11 protein-coding genes are annotated in these 16,808 nt (G+C 69.2%); all 11 read left to right on the top strand.

What is annotated here, in order from left to right; translation table 11 throughout:
• Nucleotides 1-38: 38 nt before the first annotated feature.
• Complete coding sequence (gene rsmH / locus ACIP5Y_RS41700) at nt 39-1,034, top strand: 16S rRNA (cytosine(1402)-N(4))-methyltransferase RsmH (protein ID WP_400358999.1); 996 nt, start codon at nt 39-41, stop codon at nt 1,032-1,034.
• Nucleotides 1,035-1,302: 268 nt separating this feature from the next.
• Entirely contained in the window at nt 1,303-2,322 is a 1,020-nt protein-coding gene (locus ACIP5Y_RS41695) for a hypothetical protein (RefSeq protein WP_400358683.1), read from the top strand.
• A 286-nt stretch (nt 2,323-2,608) separates the two neighbouring features.
• Entirely contained in the window at nt 2,609-4,408 is a 1,800-nt protein-coding gene (locus tag ACIP5Y_RS41690) for a peptidoglycan D,D-transpeptidase FtsI family protein (protein ID WP_400358682.1), read from the top strand.
• 202 nt (nt 4,409-4,610) lie between these two features.
• Nucleotides 4,611-6,548, top strand: a complete 1,938-nt coding sequence (locus tag ACIP5Y_RS41685; protein ID WP_400358680.1) for a Mur ligase family protein — start codon at nt 4,611-4,613, stop codon at nt 6,546-6,548.
• Nucleotides 6,545-8,137 carry a UDP-N-acetylmuramoyl-tripeptide--D-alanyl-D-alanine ligase gene (murF, locus tag ACIP5Y_RS41680; protein WP_400358678.1) on the top strand — a complete coding sequence of 531 codons (1,593 nt, stop codon included), beginning with the start codon at nt 6,545-6,547 and terminating at the stop codon, nt 8,135-8,137. The genes ACIP5Y_RS41685 and murF overlap by 4 nt, the downstream gene beginning before the upstream one ends.
• The gene (gene mraY, locus ACIP5Y_RS41675; protein ID WP_397014134.1) at nt 8,134-9,210 is read left to right on the top strand and encodes a phospho-N-acetylmuramoyl-pentapeptide-transferase; all 1,077 of its coding nucleotides are present in this window, start codon (nt 8,134-8,136) and stop codon (nt 9,208-9,210) included. The genes murF and mraY overlap by 4 nt, the downstream gene beginning before the upstream one ends.
• Nucleotides 9,211-9,259: 49 nt before the next feature.
• Nucleotides 9,260-10,702 carry a UDP-N-acetylmuramoyl-L-alanine--D-glutamate ligase gene (gene murD, locus ACIP5Y_RS41670; protein WP_397014279.1) on the top strand — a complete coding sequence of 481 codons (1,443 nt, stop codon included), beginning with the start codon at nt 9,260-9,262 and terminating at the stop codon, nt 10,700-10,702.
• The gene (gene ftsW / locus ACIP5Y_RS41665; RefSeq protein ID WP_400358677.1) at nt 10,699-12,261 is read left to right on the top strand and encodes a putative lipid II flippase FtsW; all 1,563 of its coding nucleotides are present in this window, start codon (nt 10,699-10,701) and stop codon (nt 12,259-12,261) included. Before murD ends, ftsW begins: the two co-directional genes overlap by 4 nt.
• Nucleotides 12,262-12,389: 128 nt before the next feature.
• Nucleotides 12,390-14,024: a UDP-N-acetylmuramate--L-alanine ligase gene (gene murC, locus ACIP5Y_RS41660; RefSeq protein ID WP_400358996.1), complete on the top strand. Its 1,635-nt coding sequence runs from the start codon at nt 12,390-12,392 to the stop codon at nt 14,022-14,024.
• Nucleotides 14,025-14,030: 6 nt separating this feature from the next.
• A complete protein-coding gene (locus tag ACIP5Y_RS41655; RefSeq protein WP_400358675.1) occupies nt 14,031-15,170 on the top strand; it encodes a cell division protein FtsQ/DivIB in 1,140 nt (379 codons plus the stop codon).
• Nucleotides 15,171-15,491: 321 nt separating this feature from the next.
• Entirely contained in the window at nt 15,492-16,757 is a 1,266-nt protein-coding gene (gene ftsZ, locus ACIP5Y_RS41650) for a cell division protein FtsZ (RefSeq protein ID WP_400358673.1), read from the top strand.
• Nucleotides 16,758-16,808: the final 51 nt, after the last annotated feature.

The raw sequence follows: 16,808 nt of genomic DNA, 5'->3' as shown, positions 1-16,808 counted from the left end.
GACCCGTATGCGGCCGTGCGAACGAATGTGAAGGCAGGATACGGGAGGTCGAGGTGCACCGTAACAGTGACGGTCCCCGCCATGTTCCGGTCCTCCTCCATCGAGCAGACGAAATCCTCGGCCCCGCACTGCATTCCGACGGCGCGGTCTATCTCGACTGCACACTCGGTCTCGGCGGTCATGCCGAATACTTCCTGCGGACCTATCCGAACATCCGCCTGGTCGGGCTGGATCGCGACACCAACGCGCTGCGACTGGCGGGTGAGCGACTAAGCCCTTTCGCGGACCGGATCACCCTGGTGCACACCAGGTATGACGGCATTCCCGCCGCGCTCGAGCAGGCCGGATTACCCGAGAAGGGTTCGGTCAGCGCCATTCTCATGGACCTGGGCGTGTCCTCCATGCAGCTCGACGAGGCCGACCGCGGCTTCGCCTACTCCGTGGACGCTCCGCTCGATATGCGCATGGATCCGAGTACCGGTCCCACCGCCGCCGATGTCCTCAATACCTACAGCCACGGTGATCTCGCCCGGGTGCTGAAGGTCTACGGCGAGGAGCGTTTCGCGGGCAAGATCGCCTCCGAAGTGCTGCGCCGGCGCCAGAAAACGCCGTTCGCCACCAGCGCCCAGCTGGTGGAACTGCTCTACGCCACCATCCCCGCCGCCGCCCGCCGCACCGGCGGCCATCCTGCCAAGCGCACCTTCCAGGCGCTGCGCGTCGAAGTGAACCGCGAACTGGAATCCCTGGAAGCCGCCATGCCCGCGGCCCTGGACGCGCTCGCCCCCGGCGGCCGCATCGTGGTCATGAGCTACCAGTCCCTCGAGGACCGCGTGGTCAAGGCCGAACTCGCCAAGCGCACAGCCTCCCGCACTCCGCTGGACCTGCCGGTCGAACTCCCCGGCATGGGCCCGGAATTCAAGATCCTGACCCGCGGCGCCGAAAAGGCGACCGACCAAGAGATCGAAGACAACCCGCGCGCCGCCCCCGTCCGCATGCGCGCCGCCGAACGGATCTCCGAGGAGACCACGCCATGAGGCCGGCCTCGGCCCCCCGCGCGAGAACCCTCGCCCGGGGCGATGACCCGAAGCCGATCCCGGTCTGTCGCGCTGGAACCCCGGCCGGCGTCGGAGCCTGTGGCGCAGGACGAATTCGGGCCGATTCTGACGGGGCGGCAGCCGGCGGCGGTGACCTGGGGCGGGTTGCCGGGAGAGTTGATCGTAGGGGAGGAGCAGCGGTGCTGGAGGCTCGAAGGGCCGGGGTGGGTGCGCGGTGGGCGGGGATCCGCCCGAGCGGGGCCGCCCTATGACGATTCGGACACAGGTGGCGAACCGGGGGGCGCGCCGGGTGCAGGCCGCGGAACGGGTGAAAACCGGTGCGGCGCAACGTGCGTATGCGCGGCGGCGGAATCGGGAGGGGCGGAGCGAGCTGCCCGGCGTGCGTCGCGGCCGGCGCAGTCAGTCGGTGCCGCGCGGCCGGATGTCGTTCGTGGCCACCATTATCGCGTTGCTGGGCTGCGGCCTGGCCCTCACCTTGTTGCTCACCACCCGCGCCACCGAGGACAGCTACCAGCTGGGTGACGCGCGTCGCGCCAACCAGCAGCTCTCCGATGAGCGGGACGCCCTCCAGCGTGAGGTCGCCTCGGCCGACTCCGCCCCCGAACTGGCCAAGCGCGCAGCCGAACTCGGCATGATCCCGGCCAAGGATCCGGCCCGCCTCCTGGTGGGCCCGGACGGCCAGGTCACCGTGGTCGGCAATCCGCAGCCCGCCCAGGGCGCCCCCGCCCCGCCCCTCAACACCACCCCGCCCCTCCCCACGACCCAGCCGCACATCCCGGCCCAGGGCGAACGCGTGGTCCCCGTACCCACCACCCCCAACCCCCCGCCGACCACCGTCGCGAATCCGGTTCCGCCCCCGGCGAACCCGGCCCCACCGGCCGCAAACCTGGCCCAGCCCGCCGCAAACCCGGCCCAGCCCCCCGCGAATGGTCAGCCGCCCGCGAACCCGGCCCAACCCGCAGCGAATGGTCAGCCGCCTGCGGCCCCTCCTGCCGCCAATGGTCAGCCGCCAGCCAATCCGGCTCAACCCGCCGCGGATTCGCCCCCGGCGAATACCGTTCCGCCGCAGCAGAACCCGGTCCAGCCGCCGGTAAACCCGGTACAGGCCCCCGTGAACCCGCCGCAGCCGGATCCGGCGCAAGCGCAGCAGAATCCGCCCCAGGCCCCGGTGAGCCCGGCCCCCGCCCCAGCGAATCCGCCCCAAGATCCGCAGAATCCGGCACAGCCGCAGAATCCGCAGGTCCAAGCGAACGGGACCCCTCGATGATCCTGCGTATGCCGCCACCCGCCACCACAACTCACCGCGCTCACCGCGCAGCATCCGCTGTGTGGGTGAATCCAGCTGTGGTGGTGTGGGATTCGCGGCTTTTGAATGGAGGCTTGCGATGAGTCCTTCCCGCGCGGGGCGCGGGCGGGATGTGGGGCGGGCTCGGAACGAGTCTGCTCGGGCTCGGGCTACTGCCGGGCGGGGGCGGGCGAGTGCTGCGCGGTCGGGGTCCGGGCGGGCCGGGTCGGGGCCGGGGAGGCGGGCTCGGGCTCGGGCGGCCTCGGGGATGGATTGGTCTACTCGGTTCCGGTTCGGGGCCGGGCGGTTTGTGATGTTGGTGGCGTTGCTTGTTGCCGGCGCGCAGTTGTTGTGGATTCAGAGTGTGGCCGCGCCCAAGTTGTCGGCGCAGGCGGCGGATCAGCGGACCGTGAAGTTGACGGATCAGGCGACGCGGGGGCCTATTACGGATCGGTACGGTCGGTCGCTGGCATTCACGATCGCGGCTGAAGAGTTGACGTTTCAGCCGATCAAGGTGCGTAAAGACCTGTCGGACGCGCATGAGAAGAAGCCGACCGCGCCGACGGTGGATGATCGGTTGTCGGCGATTGCCAAATACATTCACGAGAAGCTCGGCAAGGACGCGGCCGAGAAAGACGTGCTCACCAAGTTGAAGAGTGATGAGCCGTTCGTGTATCTGGCGCGCAATGTGGATCCGCGGGTGGCCGACGACATCAATCTGCAGTTCCCCGAGGTCGGTGTCGAGCGCAAGGACATGCGGGAATACCCGGGTGGAGCGCTGGCCGCCAATGTGATCGGCGCGACCGGCTGGGACGGGCACGGTCAGATCGGCCTGGAATCCTCGATGGACGCCCTGCTGGCCGGTTCGGACGGTTCCATGACCTACGACCGCGGCTCGGACGGCGCGGTCATCCCGGGTTCGTGGCGGGACCGCCAGCCCGCCGTGAACGGCAATGGCGTGGAACTGACGCTGGATTCGGATCTGCAGTACTACGTGCAGCAGCAGGTGCAGCAGGCCAAGGACCTGTCCGGCGCGCAGGCCGCCTCCGCGGTGGTGCTGGACGCGAAGACCGGTCAGGTACTCGCCATGGCCAACAATTCGACCTTCAATCCGCAACTGGGACCGCAGTATTGGTCGTCGTCGGATCTGGGCAACCCGTCGGTGCAGGAGGTGTTCGAGCCCGGTTCGGTCAACAAGATCGTGACGGCGGCCGCCTCCATCGAGTACGGCCTCACCACTCCCGATGAGGTGCACCAGGTTCCGGGCAGCATCTATATGGGTGGCGTGACCGTGCACGACGCCTGGGATCACGGCGTCGCGCCGTACACCACGACCGGTATCTTCGGTAAGTCCTCCAATGTCGGCACCCTGATGCTGGCGCAGCGCGTCGGTGAGGACCGCTGGTTCGATCTGGCCAAGAAGTTCGGTATCGGCCAGCGCACCGGGGTGGGTCTGCCGGGTGAGAGCGCGGGCGTGCTGCCGGCTCGTGACCAGTGGTCGGGTTCCACCTTCGCGAACCTGCCGATCGGTCAGGGTCTCTCGATGACGACCCTGCAGATGACGTCCATCTATCAGGCCATCGCCAATGACGGGGTGCGGATTCCGCCGCGCATCGTGAAGGCGAAGGTCGCCCCGGACGGCACCCGCAGCACGGAGGATCAGCCGGACGGCATCCGGGTGGTGAGCCCGCAGACCGCGCAGACGCTGCGGCAGATGTTCGAGGCGATCGTGCAGAAGGATCCGCGCGGCATCCAGTCCGGCACCGGTACTCCCGCGGCCATCGACGGCTATCAGATCGCCGGTAAGACCGGTACCGCGCAGCAGATCGATCAGGCGTGTCACTGCTATTCGAGTGACCGTTACTGGATCACCTTCGCGGGCATGGCGCCCGCCGACAATCCGCGCTATGTGATCGGCCTGATGCTGGACGCGCCGGTGCGCAGCTCCGACGGCAGTGGTGGCGGGTCGGCCGCGCCGCTGTTCCACAGCATCGCTTCCTGGGCTTTACAGCGGGATCGGGTGCCGCCGTCGCCGCCCGCCAAACCATTGATTCTGCAGGCGAGTTAGACCGATTCTGCAGGCGAGTCAGAGCAAGGAACGAGTGGACGTGACGTACACCGCGCCCGGCGCGCGCACCGGCGACTGACCGAACGCCGCCGTGCCGCGAGCGCGGCGATCGAACACAGGTAACCTGACTCGTCGATCCGAGTCCTCCAGACCGGATTCCACATACCGACCACAACCCGACCACATTCCGGAGAGGAGCTTCGTGCCCGCGCAGTCGCCTTCGCGAAGCGGAGATACGACAGAGCCCCAGGTGCTTCGGCCCGCCCACCCCCCGGCGACCGCCCTGCGCACGGTGGCAGAGCTCACGGGCGCGCGCCTCGCCCCGGCGGGAGTCGAATCCGGCGTTGCCGGCCTGCTCGACGAGGTGTTCGTCACCGGTATCGAGCAGCGGTCCAACGCGGTGCGGCCGGGTGATCTGTTCGTCGGTCTGGCCGGTGCGCATGCGCACGGTGCGCGTTTCGCCGCCGATGCGGTGGCGCGTGGCGCGGTGGCGGTGCTGACCGATCCGGCCGGGCTCGAATTGCTGGACGAGATCGGCGTGCCGGTGCTGGTGCACGATGCGCCGCGTTCGGTGCTCGGTGAGCTGTCGTCGGCGCTCTACGGTGATCCGTCCCGCAAGCTGCGCATCATCGGCATCACCGGCACTTCGGGCAAAACCACCACCTCGTACCTGGTCGAGACCGGTCTGGCCGCGGGCGGTTTCCGCACCGCGCTGATCGGCACCATCGAGACCCGCATCGGCGGCCACCGCGTGCCGTCCGCACTGACCACGCCCGAGGCTCCGCAGCTGCACGCCATGTTCGCGCTCATGGTCGAGCAGGGTGTGCAGGCCGTGGTCATGGAGGTGTCCAGCCACGCACTCGCGCTGGGCCGCGTCGACGGCGTCCATTTCACGGTGGGCGCGTTCACGAATCTCTCCCAGGACCACCTCGACTTCCACAGCGATTTCGAGGACTACTACGCCGCCAAGCGCCGGCTGTTCATCCCCGATGGCCCGGACAGCGCCGCCTCGCCCCGCCCGTCGGTGGCCGCGGACACCGCGGTCGTCTGCGTGGACGACCAGTGGGGCCGCCGGCTGGCCGCCGAGATCGCCGCCTCGCTCGCGGACGATGCGCGCACGATTGCCGCGGGACCCGCTGTGGCGCGGCCGTCGGGACCCGGTAGCACGGCGCTGTTCACAAGCGCCACAGCTGATTTCACCGCCGAACCGGCCCCGGAGCCGGGTGCGCCGGCGGCTGCCGCGGTTTCCGATCCACTCGCATCGCGAGCTGCCAGGCTGGTGACGGTGTCCACGGCGGCCGGCACCCCGGCGGACTGGACCGCCACTTCCGTGATGGCCGGTATCGCGATCCAAGAGTTCACCGCGTCGGGGGCCGGTGTGAATCTGGATGTCCGGCTGCGGCTTCCGGGTGCGTACAACATCGCCAACGGACTGCTGGCGGTCGCGGTGTGCGCGGCGGCGGGCGCGGAGGCCGCGGTCGCGGCGGCGGCGCTGGCCGAGGTGGATGTGCCGGGCCGGATGCAGCGGGTCGACGCGGGGCAGAAGTTCCTGGCCGTGGTGGACTACGCGCACAAGCCCGCGGCCATCGAATCGGTGGTCGCGACGCTGCGCACGCTGCTCGCCGAGCAGGGGCTGCACGAAACTGCCGAGCTCGGCGCGCAAGGCGGTGCCGGGCAGAGCACGCCGCACAGTGCCGGGCAAGGCACGCCGGGTGGCGCCTGGCAAGGTTTGCCGCACAGTGCGCCGGAAGGACGTTTGGCGGTGGTGGTCGGTGCGGGCGGTGACCGTGATGCCGGGAAGCGTCCCCTGATGGGCGCGGCCGGGGCACGCGGGGCCGATCTGCTGATCATCACCGATGACAATCCGCGCAGCGAGGATCCGGCGGCCATTCGCGCCGCGGTCCGGGCCGGCGCCGAAGCGGTGCCGGCGAGTGAGCGCGGGACGGTCCGGGAGATCGGGGACCGGGCGGCCGCGATCGGAGCCGCAGTCGACTGGGCACAACCCGGCGACGTGGTCCTGGTGGCGGGCAAGGGACATGAGACAGGGCAGGAGATCGCTGGCGTGAAGCATCCGTTCGACGACCGAGAGGTGCTGGCGGCAGCGCTGTCCCGAAAGACGAGGGACCTGACGCATTCATGATCGAGATGACACTGCGGGAGATCGCGGACATCGTGGGCGGCACGCTGCACGATGTCCCGGACCCCGAAGCGAAGGTCACCGGGACGGCCGAATTCGATTCGCGCCGTATCGGTTCCGGTGACCTGTTCCTGGCCTTGCCGGGTGAGCGCGTGGACGGCCACGATTTCGCCGCCCGCGCGGTCGCTCAGGGCGCGACGGCGGTACTGGCCGCCCGGCCGGTGGGTGTGCCCGCCGTCGTGGTGGCGCCGCGTCCCGGCAATACCCGCGCCATCGCACTGGCACACGATGCCGACGGATCCGGGGCCGCGGTCCTCGATGCGCTCGCCAAGCTGGCCCGGGCCAGTGTGGACCGCCTGGTGGCGGCCGGCGGGCTCACCGTGGTCGGCGTGACCGGTTCCTCGGGCAAGACCTCCACCAAGGATCTGCTGGCCGCCGTGCTGGCGCCGCTGGGATCCGTTGTGGCCCCGCCGGGTTCGTTCAACAACGAGCTCGGTCACCCCTGGACCGCGCTGCGCGCCGACGCCTCGACCCGTTTCCTGGTGCTGGAGCTGTCCGCGCGCGGACCGGGACATATCAAGGCGCTCACCGAGATCGCCCCGCCGAGTGTCGGCGTGGTGCTGAACGTGGGCACCGCGCACCTGGGCGAGTTCGGTAGCCGCGAGGTCATCGCGCAGACCAAAGGTGAACTGGTGGAAGCGCTTCCGGCCACGGGGCTGGCGGTGCTCAATCTCGACGATCACCTGGTCGCCGGCATGGCGCACCGCACGCATGCCCGCGTGGTGACGGTCGGTCAGGCCGCCGATGCCGACGTGCGCGCCACGGATGTGACGCTCGACGAGCAGGCTCGTGCGCGATTCACCTTGCACGCCAACGGCGACAGCATCGAGGTGCGGTTGGCCGTGCACGGTGAGCACCAGGTCGGCAATGCGCTCTCCGCGGCCGCGGTGGCCCTGCACCAGGGCGCGGATCTCGCGACCGTCGCGCAGGCGCTGTCCGGCGCGCACGCGGCCTCCGCACGCCGCATGGATGTGCAGACCCGCGCCGACGGTGTCACCGTCGTCAACGACTCCTACAACGCCAACCCGGATTCCGTGCGTGCCGCGCTGAAGGCGCTGGTCACCATGGCCAAGTCCGGTGACACGCCGCGCCGCAGCTGGGCGGTGCTGGGCGAAATGGGCGAGCTGGGTGAAGAATCCGTGCTCGAACACGACAAGATCGGCCGCCTGGTGGTGCGCCTGGATGTGGATCAGCTCATCGTGGTCGGCGCGGGCCGTCCGGTGCGCGCCCTGTTCCAGGGTGCGGTGCAGGAGGGCTCCTGGGGCGAGGAGGCGATTCACGTGCCGGACATCGCCGCCGCCATCGAACTGCTGGAGACCGAATTGGCGCCGGGCGATGTGGTGCTGGTGAAGGCGTCCAAGTCCGTGGGACTGTGGGCGGTCGCCGAACGCCTCCTCCAGTCCGCGGTGCCGGTGGACGAGACCGGGCTGCCTGCGGGCGTCGCCGCGCAGCCGTCGAGCGAGACCGCGCCGGCTGCCGGTGCGGCCGCGGGGCCGAATGACACCGCCACAGCGCAGGAGGCCGCGCGATGACCCAGATTCTATTGTCGGCCGCGATCGCGCTGGCCGTCTCGATCCTGTTGACGCCCGTCGTCATCCGCTACTTCGCCCGGCAGGGCTTCGGCCAGGAGATCCGGGTCGACGGCCCGGAGAGCCACAAGGCCAAGCGCGGCACCCCGACCATGGGTGGCGTCGCCATCCTGATCGGCATGTGGGCCGGTTACCTGGGCTCGCACCTGATTTCGATGACCTACGGCGAGCCGGGCCCGTCCGCGTCCGGTCTGCTGGTGATGGGCCTGGCCACCGCGCTCGGCATGGTCGGCTTCCTGGACGATCTGATCAAGCTGCGCAAGGGCCGCAATCTGGGTCTGACCGCGGCCGGTAAGTACATCGGCCAGTTGTCGGCGGCCATCGTGTTCGGTGTGCTGGCACTGCAATTCCGTAATGTCAACGGTCTCACCCCGGCCAGCAAGCATCTCTCGTACACCCGCGACATCACCACGGTGTCCATGGGTGTGGTGATCTTCCTGGCCTGGGTCTGCCTGCTGGTCGTGGCCTGGTCGAACGCGGTGAACCTGACCGACGGCCTGGACGGTCTCGCGGCCGGTTCCATGAGCCTGGTGCTGGGCGCGTACATGATCATCACCTTCTGGCAGTGGCGCAATGCCTGCTCCACGCATCCGGAGGCGGGCTGCTACAACGTCCGCGATCCACTCGATCTGGCATTGGTGTGCGCGGCGGGCGGCGCGGCGTGTATCGGATTCCTCTGGTGGAACGCGTCTCCGGCGAAGATCTTCATGGGCGACACCGGTTCGCTGGCGTTGGGCGGGCTGCTGGCGGGCCTGTCCATCACCACCCGCACCGAGCTGCTGATGGTCGTGCTGGGCGCGCTGTTCGTGGCCGAGACCGCGTCGGTGGTGCTGCAGGTGGCGGTGTTCCGCACCACGCGCAATCGATTGTTCAAGATGGCGCCGTTCCATCACCACTTCGAGTTGAGTGGCTGGGCGGAAACCACGGTGATCATACGGTTCTGGCTATTGGCCGGGATGGCTTCGGCCGTCGGCCTTGGCTTGTTCTACAGCGAATATCTGTCCGCGGTCGGGTGATAGGTCGATGGTCGAACATTCTCCGAGGGTCCTGCGTTCTCCGGGACCCATGCTCGAATTCCTGCGTGGCCGTGACGTTCTCGTCGCCGGATGGGGGGTGTCCGGGCGCTCGCTGATCGAGCCGCTGCAGGACATCGGCGCCCGCCCGGTGGTGACGGACGGCGGCGAGAAAGCCCTGGCCGAGGCCGCCGAACTGGGCCTGGCCACCGCCACCGGCGCGGACCTATTGGAACCCGATGCGCTGCAACGGTTCGCGCTGGTCATCACCAGCCCGGGCTGGCGGCCGGATTCCCCGGTCCTGGTCTCCGCCGTGACCGAGGGCATCCCCGTGTGGGGTGACGTCGAGTTCGCGTGGTGGGTGGATCAGGCGCGCATTTACGGTCCGGTCCGCAAGTGGCTGGTGATCACCGGTACCAACGGCAAGACCACCACCACCCAGATGACGCACGCCATCCTGCGTGCCGCCGGCATTCCGTCGGTGGCCTGCGGCAATATCGGCCTGCCCATCCTGGACGCGCTGCGCCGCAGCCCGGGACCGCAGGTGCTGGCGGTGGAACTCTCGTCGTTCCAGCTGCATTGGGCGCCGTCGGTGCGGCCCGAGGCCGGTGTGGTGCTGAATGTGGCCGAGGATCACCTGGATTGGCACGGCGGGCTCGACGCCTACGCCGCCGCCAAGGCGCGCGCCCTCACCGGCCGCGTCGGCGTGGTCGGCCTGGACGATCAGGTGGCGGCCGCGCTGGCGCGAAAGTCCAAGGCGCGCCGCACCGTCGGCTTCCGCATCGGCGTCCCCGCCGACGGTGAACTCGGCGTGGTGGACGGCAAACTGCTGGACCGCGCCTTCACCAAGGCCGCCATCCTGGCCGAGGTGAGCGATATCAGCCCGCAGGGCCCGGCCGGCGTGGCCGATGCCCTCGCGGCGGCCGCGCTCACCCGCTCCATCGATGTGGCCCCGCAGTTCGTGAAGGAAGGCCTGCAGGAACACAAGGTGGGCCCGCATCGCGCCGCGTTCGTCCGCGAACTGTCGGGTGTGGAGTTCGTCGACGATTCGAAGGCGACCAATCCGCATGCCGCGCGGTCCTCGATCCTCGCGCACCCGAATGTGGTGTGGGTGGCGGGCGGTCAGCTCAAGGGCGCGGGCGTCGAGGATCTCGTCGAGGAGACCCGTGATCACCTCGTCGCCGCCGTGCTGTTCGGTGTCGACGCGCCGGTGATCGCCGCCGCACTTGCGCGACACGCCCCGGATGTCCCGGTCGTGGAGCTGAATTCGAGGGACGATGCCGGTATGGGTGAAGCCTTCACCGAGATCGAACCTGACGCGGTGATGGCTCGTGCGGTGCGGGTGGCCGCGGGATACGCCCATCGCGGCGATACCGTGCTGCTGGCTCCGGCGGCGGCATCCCTGGACATGTTCGCCGACTACACGCATCGCGGCCGCAGTTTCGCCGCGGCGGTGCAGGCCTTGGACGAGAAGGACATCGGGAGATCGGAATGACGGCGGCGCCGGGACGGGCCGCGAATCGGGCCGGGAAGCAGACAGCGGTACGACGGCTGCCGATGAACTGGTTCGGGGCCTGGCTGGCCCGCCCGCTCGCCTCCTTCCACCTGGTGGTGGCCATCGCGGTGCTGCTCACCGTGCTGGGCCTGGTCATGGTGCTCTCGGCGTCCAATGTCGAGGCGTACGCCAATGGCTCGTCGCCGTACTCGCTGTTCATCCAGCAGGCGCTGATGGCCCTGTTCGGCGGGCTGCTGTTCTATATCGCCCTGCGCGTGCCCATCCGGGTGCTGCGGCAGCTGTCGTTCCCGGTGTTCGCGATCTCGGTGGTGCTGCTGGTCCTGGTGCTGATTCCCGGCATCGGCACCGAGGTGCAGGGCTCGCGGCGCTGGTTCGACCTGGGTTTCGTCTCGGTGCAGCCGTCCGAGATCGTGAAAGTCACGCTGGTGGTGTGGGGTTCACACCTGCTCGCCTCCCGGCAGGCCGAAAAGGCGAGCTACAAGGACATTCTCATGCCGCTGGTCCCCGCGGGCCTGCTGGTGTGTTTCCTGGTGGTGCTGGAACCCAACCTGTCCACCACCATCGCGCTCGGCATCGTGCTGACCGCGCTGCTGTGGTTCGGCGGGCTGCCGCTGCGCATGTTCGTCACCATCGCCATCTCGGGCGCGGCGGCCGCGGGCATCCTGGCTCTGTCGGCGGGCTACCGCTCGGACCGCATGCGCGCCTTCTTCAGTCCGGGCTCGGATCCGCAGGGCATCGGCTATCAGGCGCGGCAGGCCAAGTATTCGCTGGCCGACGGCGGTATCTGGGGTCGCGGGCTCGGGCAGTCCCGCGCCAAGTGGAGTTACCTGCCCAACGCCCACAACGACTTCATCTTCGCCATCATCGGCGAGGAACTCGGATTTCTCGGATGTGCGCTGGTACTGGGGCTTTTCGCGCTGTTCGTGTACACCGGCCTGCGCATCGCCAGCCGCTCGGTGGACCCGTTCCTGCGGCTGCTGACCGCCTCGGCCACCTGCTGGATCACCGGCCAGGCGCTGATCAATGTGGGCTATGTGGTGGGTCTGCTGCCGGTGACCGGTCTACAGTTGCCGCTGGTGTCCGCGGGCGGTTCCTCGCTCGCCATCACCCTGCTCATGTTCGGCATCATCGCCAGTGCCGCCCGGCACGAACCCGAGGCGGTGGCCGCCCTGCATGACGGCCAGGACGGCCGTTTCTCCAGGATGCTGCGGCTGCCCAAACCCGAAATGTATTCGCCCGCACGGGCACAGGCGGCCCGCGCCAAGTCGAAGGCCAAGGCGAAAGCGAAGGCCGCCGCGAAAGCGAAGGCCGGCGTCAAACCGGGTCCGCAGCGGCGGGCCCTGCCCTCCGGCAAGGGCGCGAAGAGTGGGAAAGGCGTCAAGAGCCAGGGCGGCTCCGACCGCGTCCCGCGCAGATCGATAGATTCGGATTCGGCCCGGCGCACCACCAGCCGCTCCACCGAATCGTGGCGTAGCACCCGGGCCTGGGAACCCAGCTATCCGATGCGACATTCGAGGGAACGAGGTAATTCGAGGTGACGTCCGAGCAGTCGAAGAGTGCCGAAACCGGGTCGGTGGGCACTACGGCGGAGCAGGCGACGTCGGCGGAGCAGGTGACCTCGGCCGGGCAGCACACCGATCTGCCGGAACTGCTGCAGCGGGTGCACATGATCGGCATCGGCGGCGCGGGCATGTCCGGTATCGCGCGAATCCTGTTGTCGCGCGGCGGCATGGTGTCCGGCTCGGACGCCAAGGAGAGCCGCGGCGTCCTCGCCCTGCGCGCCCGCGGCGCCCAGGTCCGCATCGGGCACGACGGCAGCGCACTGGATCTGCTGCCCGGCGGGCCGACCGCCGTGGTCACCACCTATGCCGCGATCCCCAAGACCAATCCCGAACTGGTGGAGGCACGCGAACGCGGCGTCCCGGTACTGCTGCGCCCGACCGTGCTCGCCGAACTCATGCAGGGCCACAAGACCCTGCTGGTGTCGGGCACCCACGGCAAGACCTCCACGACCTCCATGCTGGTGGTCGCCCTGCAACACTGCGGCTTCGATCCGTCCTTCGCGGTCGGTGGCGAGCTCAACGAGGCGGGCACCAATGCCCACCACGGCACCGGCGGCATCTTCGTGGCGGAGGCCGACGAGAGCGACGGCTCACTGCTGCAGTACGCGCCGGACGTCGCCGTGGTCACCAATATCGAATCCGACCACCTGGATTACTTCGGCACCGACGAGGCCTACATCCAGGTGTTCGACGACTTCGTCGACCGGCTGCAGCCCGGCGGGCGGCTCGTCGTATGCCTGGACGATCCGGGCTCGCTCGGACTGGCCCGGCGTTCCGTGGCGCGACTGGCCGGCGATCCGCGCCACATCGAGGTGATGGGTTACGGCTCAGCCGATTTCGCGGCTGCGGGCAACGATGCGGTTGCGCTCGATAACGCGGCTGTGCTCGATGACGCGGCTGCGTTCAGCGATGCGGCTGTGCTCGATAACGCGGCTGTGACCGGCGATTCGGGCGCAGTGGCGAGCAAGCCCGCAGACGGTGCCTCGCGCCCGGACGGAGCTGCCGAGCGGGATAGTGCCGCACGGTCGGCCGCCGTGGAGGTGCCGATCGGCGCGCGGCTGCTGTCCTGGGAGCCCCGGGATGTGGGCGGCGTGGCTGTTTTCCAGCTCGCGGACGAGCCCGCGCCGCGCACCCTGCGGCTCTCGGTACCCGGCCGGCACATGGCGCTCAATGCGCTGGGCGCGCTGCTGGCCGCCCGCGCCGCCGGCGCCGATATGGGCGAAATCATCCAGGGCCTGGAGGGTTTCGGCGGAGTACACCGTCGCTTCCAGCTCACCGGGCGGGAGAACGGCGTGCGCGTCTTCGACGATTACGCCCACCACCCGACCGAAGTACGCGCGGTGCTCAGTGCCGCCGCGGAACTGGTGGCGCAGGAGGCGCGGGACGGCGCCCGCTCGCGGCCGGGCCGGGTCATTGTGGTCTTCCAGCCGCACTTGTACAGTCGCACCGCCACTTTCGCGACCGAGTTCGGCGCGGCCCTGTCGCTGGCCGACGAGGTCGTGGTGCTCGATGTCTACGGTGCGCGCGAGGAACCGCTGCCCGGAGTGAACGGTGCGCTGGTGGCCAATGCGGTCACCAAACCCGTGCACTACCAACCGGATATGTCGCGGGTCGGCAAGCAGGTCGGCGCGCTGGCGCGGCCCGGCGACGTGGTCATCACCATGGGCGCCGGCGATGTCACCATGCTGGGCAGCCAGATTCTCGACGGGCTGCGGGCACGACCTTCACACGGGCGGTGAGCGGGCATGGGCTCGGGTGGGGGAGCGGATCGGCCGGACAACGGCAGCACTGAGCCGGACAACGGCAGCACTGAGCCGGACCGCGGCCGCGATGGGTCGGGCCGAGCCGAATCCGAGCACGGCCGCGCCGCGCCGGAAGTCGGCCACGCCGACGAAGTCTGGGACGACGAGGACGGGTACGACACCGAAGCGGGTGGCCCGGACGCCGCTTACGGCTATGACGACGCCGATGGCGCGGACGACGACCTCGACTACGAGGACGACGGTTTCGACTACGAGGACGACGAGTACGAGCCCGGCGACGACGGTTTCGAGGGAGACGCGGCCGGTTTCGAGGATGACGCAGCCGCTTTCGCGGCCGGGGCCGCCGGTTCTGCCGCCGCGGCAGCGGATTCCGACCGGCAGGAGGGTGCCGCGACCCGGCGGGCCCGATTGCGGCGCGAGCGCGGGCGGGACCGCGGCGAATCGCGGGTGGTGACGGCCTGGCGGTCGCGCAAGACGCGCATCGGTGTCGCCGCCGGACTGGTGGCGGTCCTGGTGCTCGCGCTGGTGGCATGGTTTTCGCCGATCCTGGCCGTGCGTACCGTCCGAATCGACGGTCTGGCAGCGGTTCCGGAGCAGCAGGTGCGCGATGCCCTGCAAGTACCGGATGGTCTGTCCATGCTGCGCCTGGACACCACCGCCATGGCCGACCGGGCCGCCAAGCTACCCAAGATCCGGACCGTCCGGGTACAGCGCAAGTTTCCGTCCAGCGTGGTGGTGACCGTGGTCGAACGCACCGCGGTCCTCTACTTCGACAGTCCCGACGGCACCCACCTGCTCGATTGCGACAGCGTGGAATTCGCCATCGAACCGCCGGGACCGGGTGTGCCCAAACTCGTCACGGACCATCCGGGCGGTTCGGATCCGGTCACCAAGGCGGCCGTCGCGGTGATCTCGTCGGCCCCGCAGGGCCTGCGTGATCAGGTGGGACAGGTTGTGGCCCGCTCGGTTTCGGACATAGCCCTCGAGTTGCGCGACGGTCGTACCGTGTTGTGGGGCGGGGCGAACGATTCCCCGCGCAAGGCGGCGGTCGTCTTGCCGCTGCTCACCCAGGACGGCAAGGTCTTCGACATTTCGAGTCCGAATCTGGTAACGGTAAAGTGAGCGATACCCATTGAGCCGCCGAATTTTTCGGCGGCTTGCCGGAATGTCACCGTCGGTTCCATCTCGGCACCGGAGGGCAACCGTCCACGATACGATGCCTGGGTGGGCCGAACGGGCTGAATCACACAAGATTCTGACACTCGTGTCGGCGCGCCTGCGCTGGTAACGCGGTGGCCGCGAATAACGTTCCGCACCAGTCGGGTACTTGACATAACGCTGAAGCTATGGTTGAGGGTTTATCGGACCGAGACCATGAGCGTCGGCATACGGCGAGCATCCGAAGACGACAAGCTGTTTCAGATCGAAGGAAGGCGAGAGCCCATGACGCCCCCGCACAACTACCTTGCTGTGATCAAGGTCGTCGGTATCGGCGGCGGCGGCGTGAACGCCGTCAACCGGATGATCGAACAGGGACTCAAGGGAGTCGAGTTCATCGCGGTCAACACCGACGCGCAGGCTCTGCTCATGTCCGATGCCGACGTCAAGCTCGATGTCGGCCGTGAACTCACCCGTGGTCTCGGCGCCGGCGCCGATCCCGAGGTGGGCCGCAAGGCCGCCGAGGACCATAAGGACGAGATCGAAGAGGTGCTCAAGGGCGCCGACATGGTCTTCGTGACCGCCGGCGAAGGCGGTGGTACGGGTACCGGCGGCGCCCCGGTCGTCGCGCAGATCGCCCGCAAGCTCGGCGCCCTCACCATAGGTGTTGTCACGCGGCCCTTCTCGTTCGAGGGCAAGCGGCGCAGCGGCCAGGCCGAGGCCGGCATCCAGCAGCTGCGCGAATCCTGCGACACCCTCATCGTCATCCCCAACGACCGGCTGCTGCAGCTCGGCGACGCGGCCGTCAGCCTGATGGACGCCTTCCGTTCGGCGGATGAGGTGCTGCTCAACGGTGTTCAGGGCATCACCGACCTGATCACCACCCCGGGCCTCATCAATGTCGACTTCGCGGACGTCAAGTCCGTCATGTCCGGTGCGGGCTCGGCCCTCATGGGCATCGGCTCGGCGCGCGGTGAGGGCCGGTCGGTGAAAGCCGCCGAGGCCGCGATCAATTCGCCGCTGCTGGAGGCGTCCATGGACGGCGCCCACGGTGTGCTGCTCTCCATCGCCGGCGGTTCGGACCTCGGGCTCTTCGAGATCAACGAGGCCGCTTCGCTGGTGCAGGAGGCCGCGCACATCGAGGCCAACATCATCTTCGGAACGGTCATCGACGATTCGCTCGGCGATGAGGTCCGCGTCACCGTGATCGCGGCCGGTTTCGACGGCAACGGCCCGGCGCGCCGGATCGAACCCGCCGTGGCCCGCAACTTCAGCTCGACGAATGCCGCCAGTACCGCCAGCGCCTCGGCCGGAACCGTCAGCCGCACCAGCGAATACAGCTCGGCGCGGGCTCCGGAGCCGGCGCCCCGCCAGGAGCCGGCCCCCGCGGCCCCGCCCCCGGCGCCGGTGTCCGAGCGCGGCCCGGTCCCGTCCTACGGCGCGCCGCGGCCCGCGGTCGACCCGACGGTTACCACCAATCCGCGCAGCCACATTCAGCCCCCGGACGCGGACGACGACGATGTCGACGTCCCGTCCTTCATGCGCCGCTGACGCGGTCATGATCTCCTCCGGCGCACCGGTCATCCGCTCCGCGGAACCCGG

It is taken from the genome of Nocardia sp. NPDC088792 (genome assembly GCF_044750615.1).
Taxonomy (GTDB): Bacteria; Actinomycetota; Actinomycetes; order Mycobacteriales; family Mycobacteriaceae; genus Nocardia.
This window is presented reverse-complemented; position numbering and strand designations above follow the sequence as displayed.

What these genes read in the sequence shown, in the direction of transcription:
- ACIP5Y_RS41695 (WP_400358683.1), top strand. Translation starts at nt 1,303, where the DNA reads ATGACGATTCGGACACAGGTGGCGAACCGGGGGGCGCGCCGGGTGCAG.
- ACIP5Y_RS41690 (WP_400358682.1), top strand. Translation starts at nt 2,609, where the DNA reads ATGGATTGGTCTACTCGGTTCCGGTTCGGGGCCGGGCGGTTTGTGATG.
- murF (WP_400358678.1), top strand. Translation starts at nt 6,545, where the DNA reads ATGATCGAGATGACACTGCGGGAGATCGCGGACATCGTGGGCGGCACG.
- mraY (WP_397014134.1), top strand. Translation starts at nt 8,134, where the DNA reads ATGACCCAGATTCTATTGTCGGCCGCGATCGCGCTGGCCGTCTCGATC.
- murD (WP_397014279.1), top strand. Translation starts at nt 9,260, where the DNA reads ATGCTCGAATTCCTGCGTGGCCGTGACGTTCTCGTCGCCGGATGGGGG.
- ftsW (WP_400358677.1), top strand. Translation starts at nt 10,699, where the DNA reads ATGACGGCGGCGCCGGGACGGGCCGCGAATCGGGCCGGGAAGCAGACA.
- murC (WP_400358996.1), top strand. Translation starts at nt 12,390, where the DNA reads ATGATCGGCATCGGCGGCGCGGGCATGTCCGGTATCGCGCGAATCCTG.
- ACIP5Y_RS41655 (WP_400358675.1), top strand. Translation starts at nt 14,031, where the DNA reads ATGGGCTCGGGTGGGGGAGCGGATCGGCCGGACAACGGCAGCACTGAG.
- ftsZ (WP_400358673.1), top strand. Translation starts at nt 15,492, where the DNA reads ATGACGCCCCCGCACAACTACCTTGCTGTGATCAAGGTCGTCGGTATC.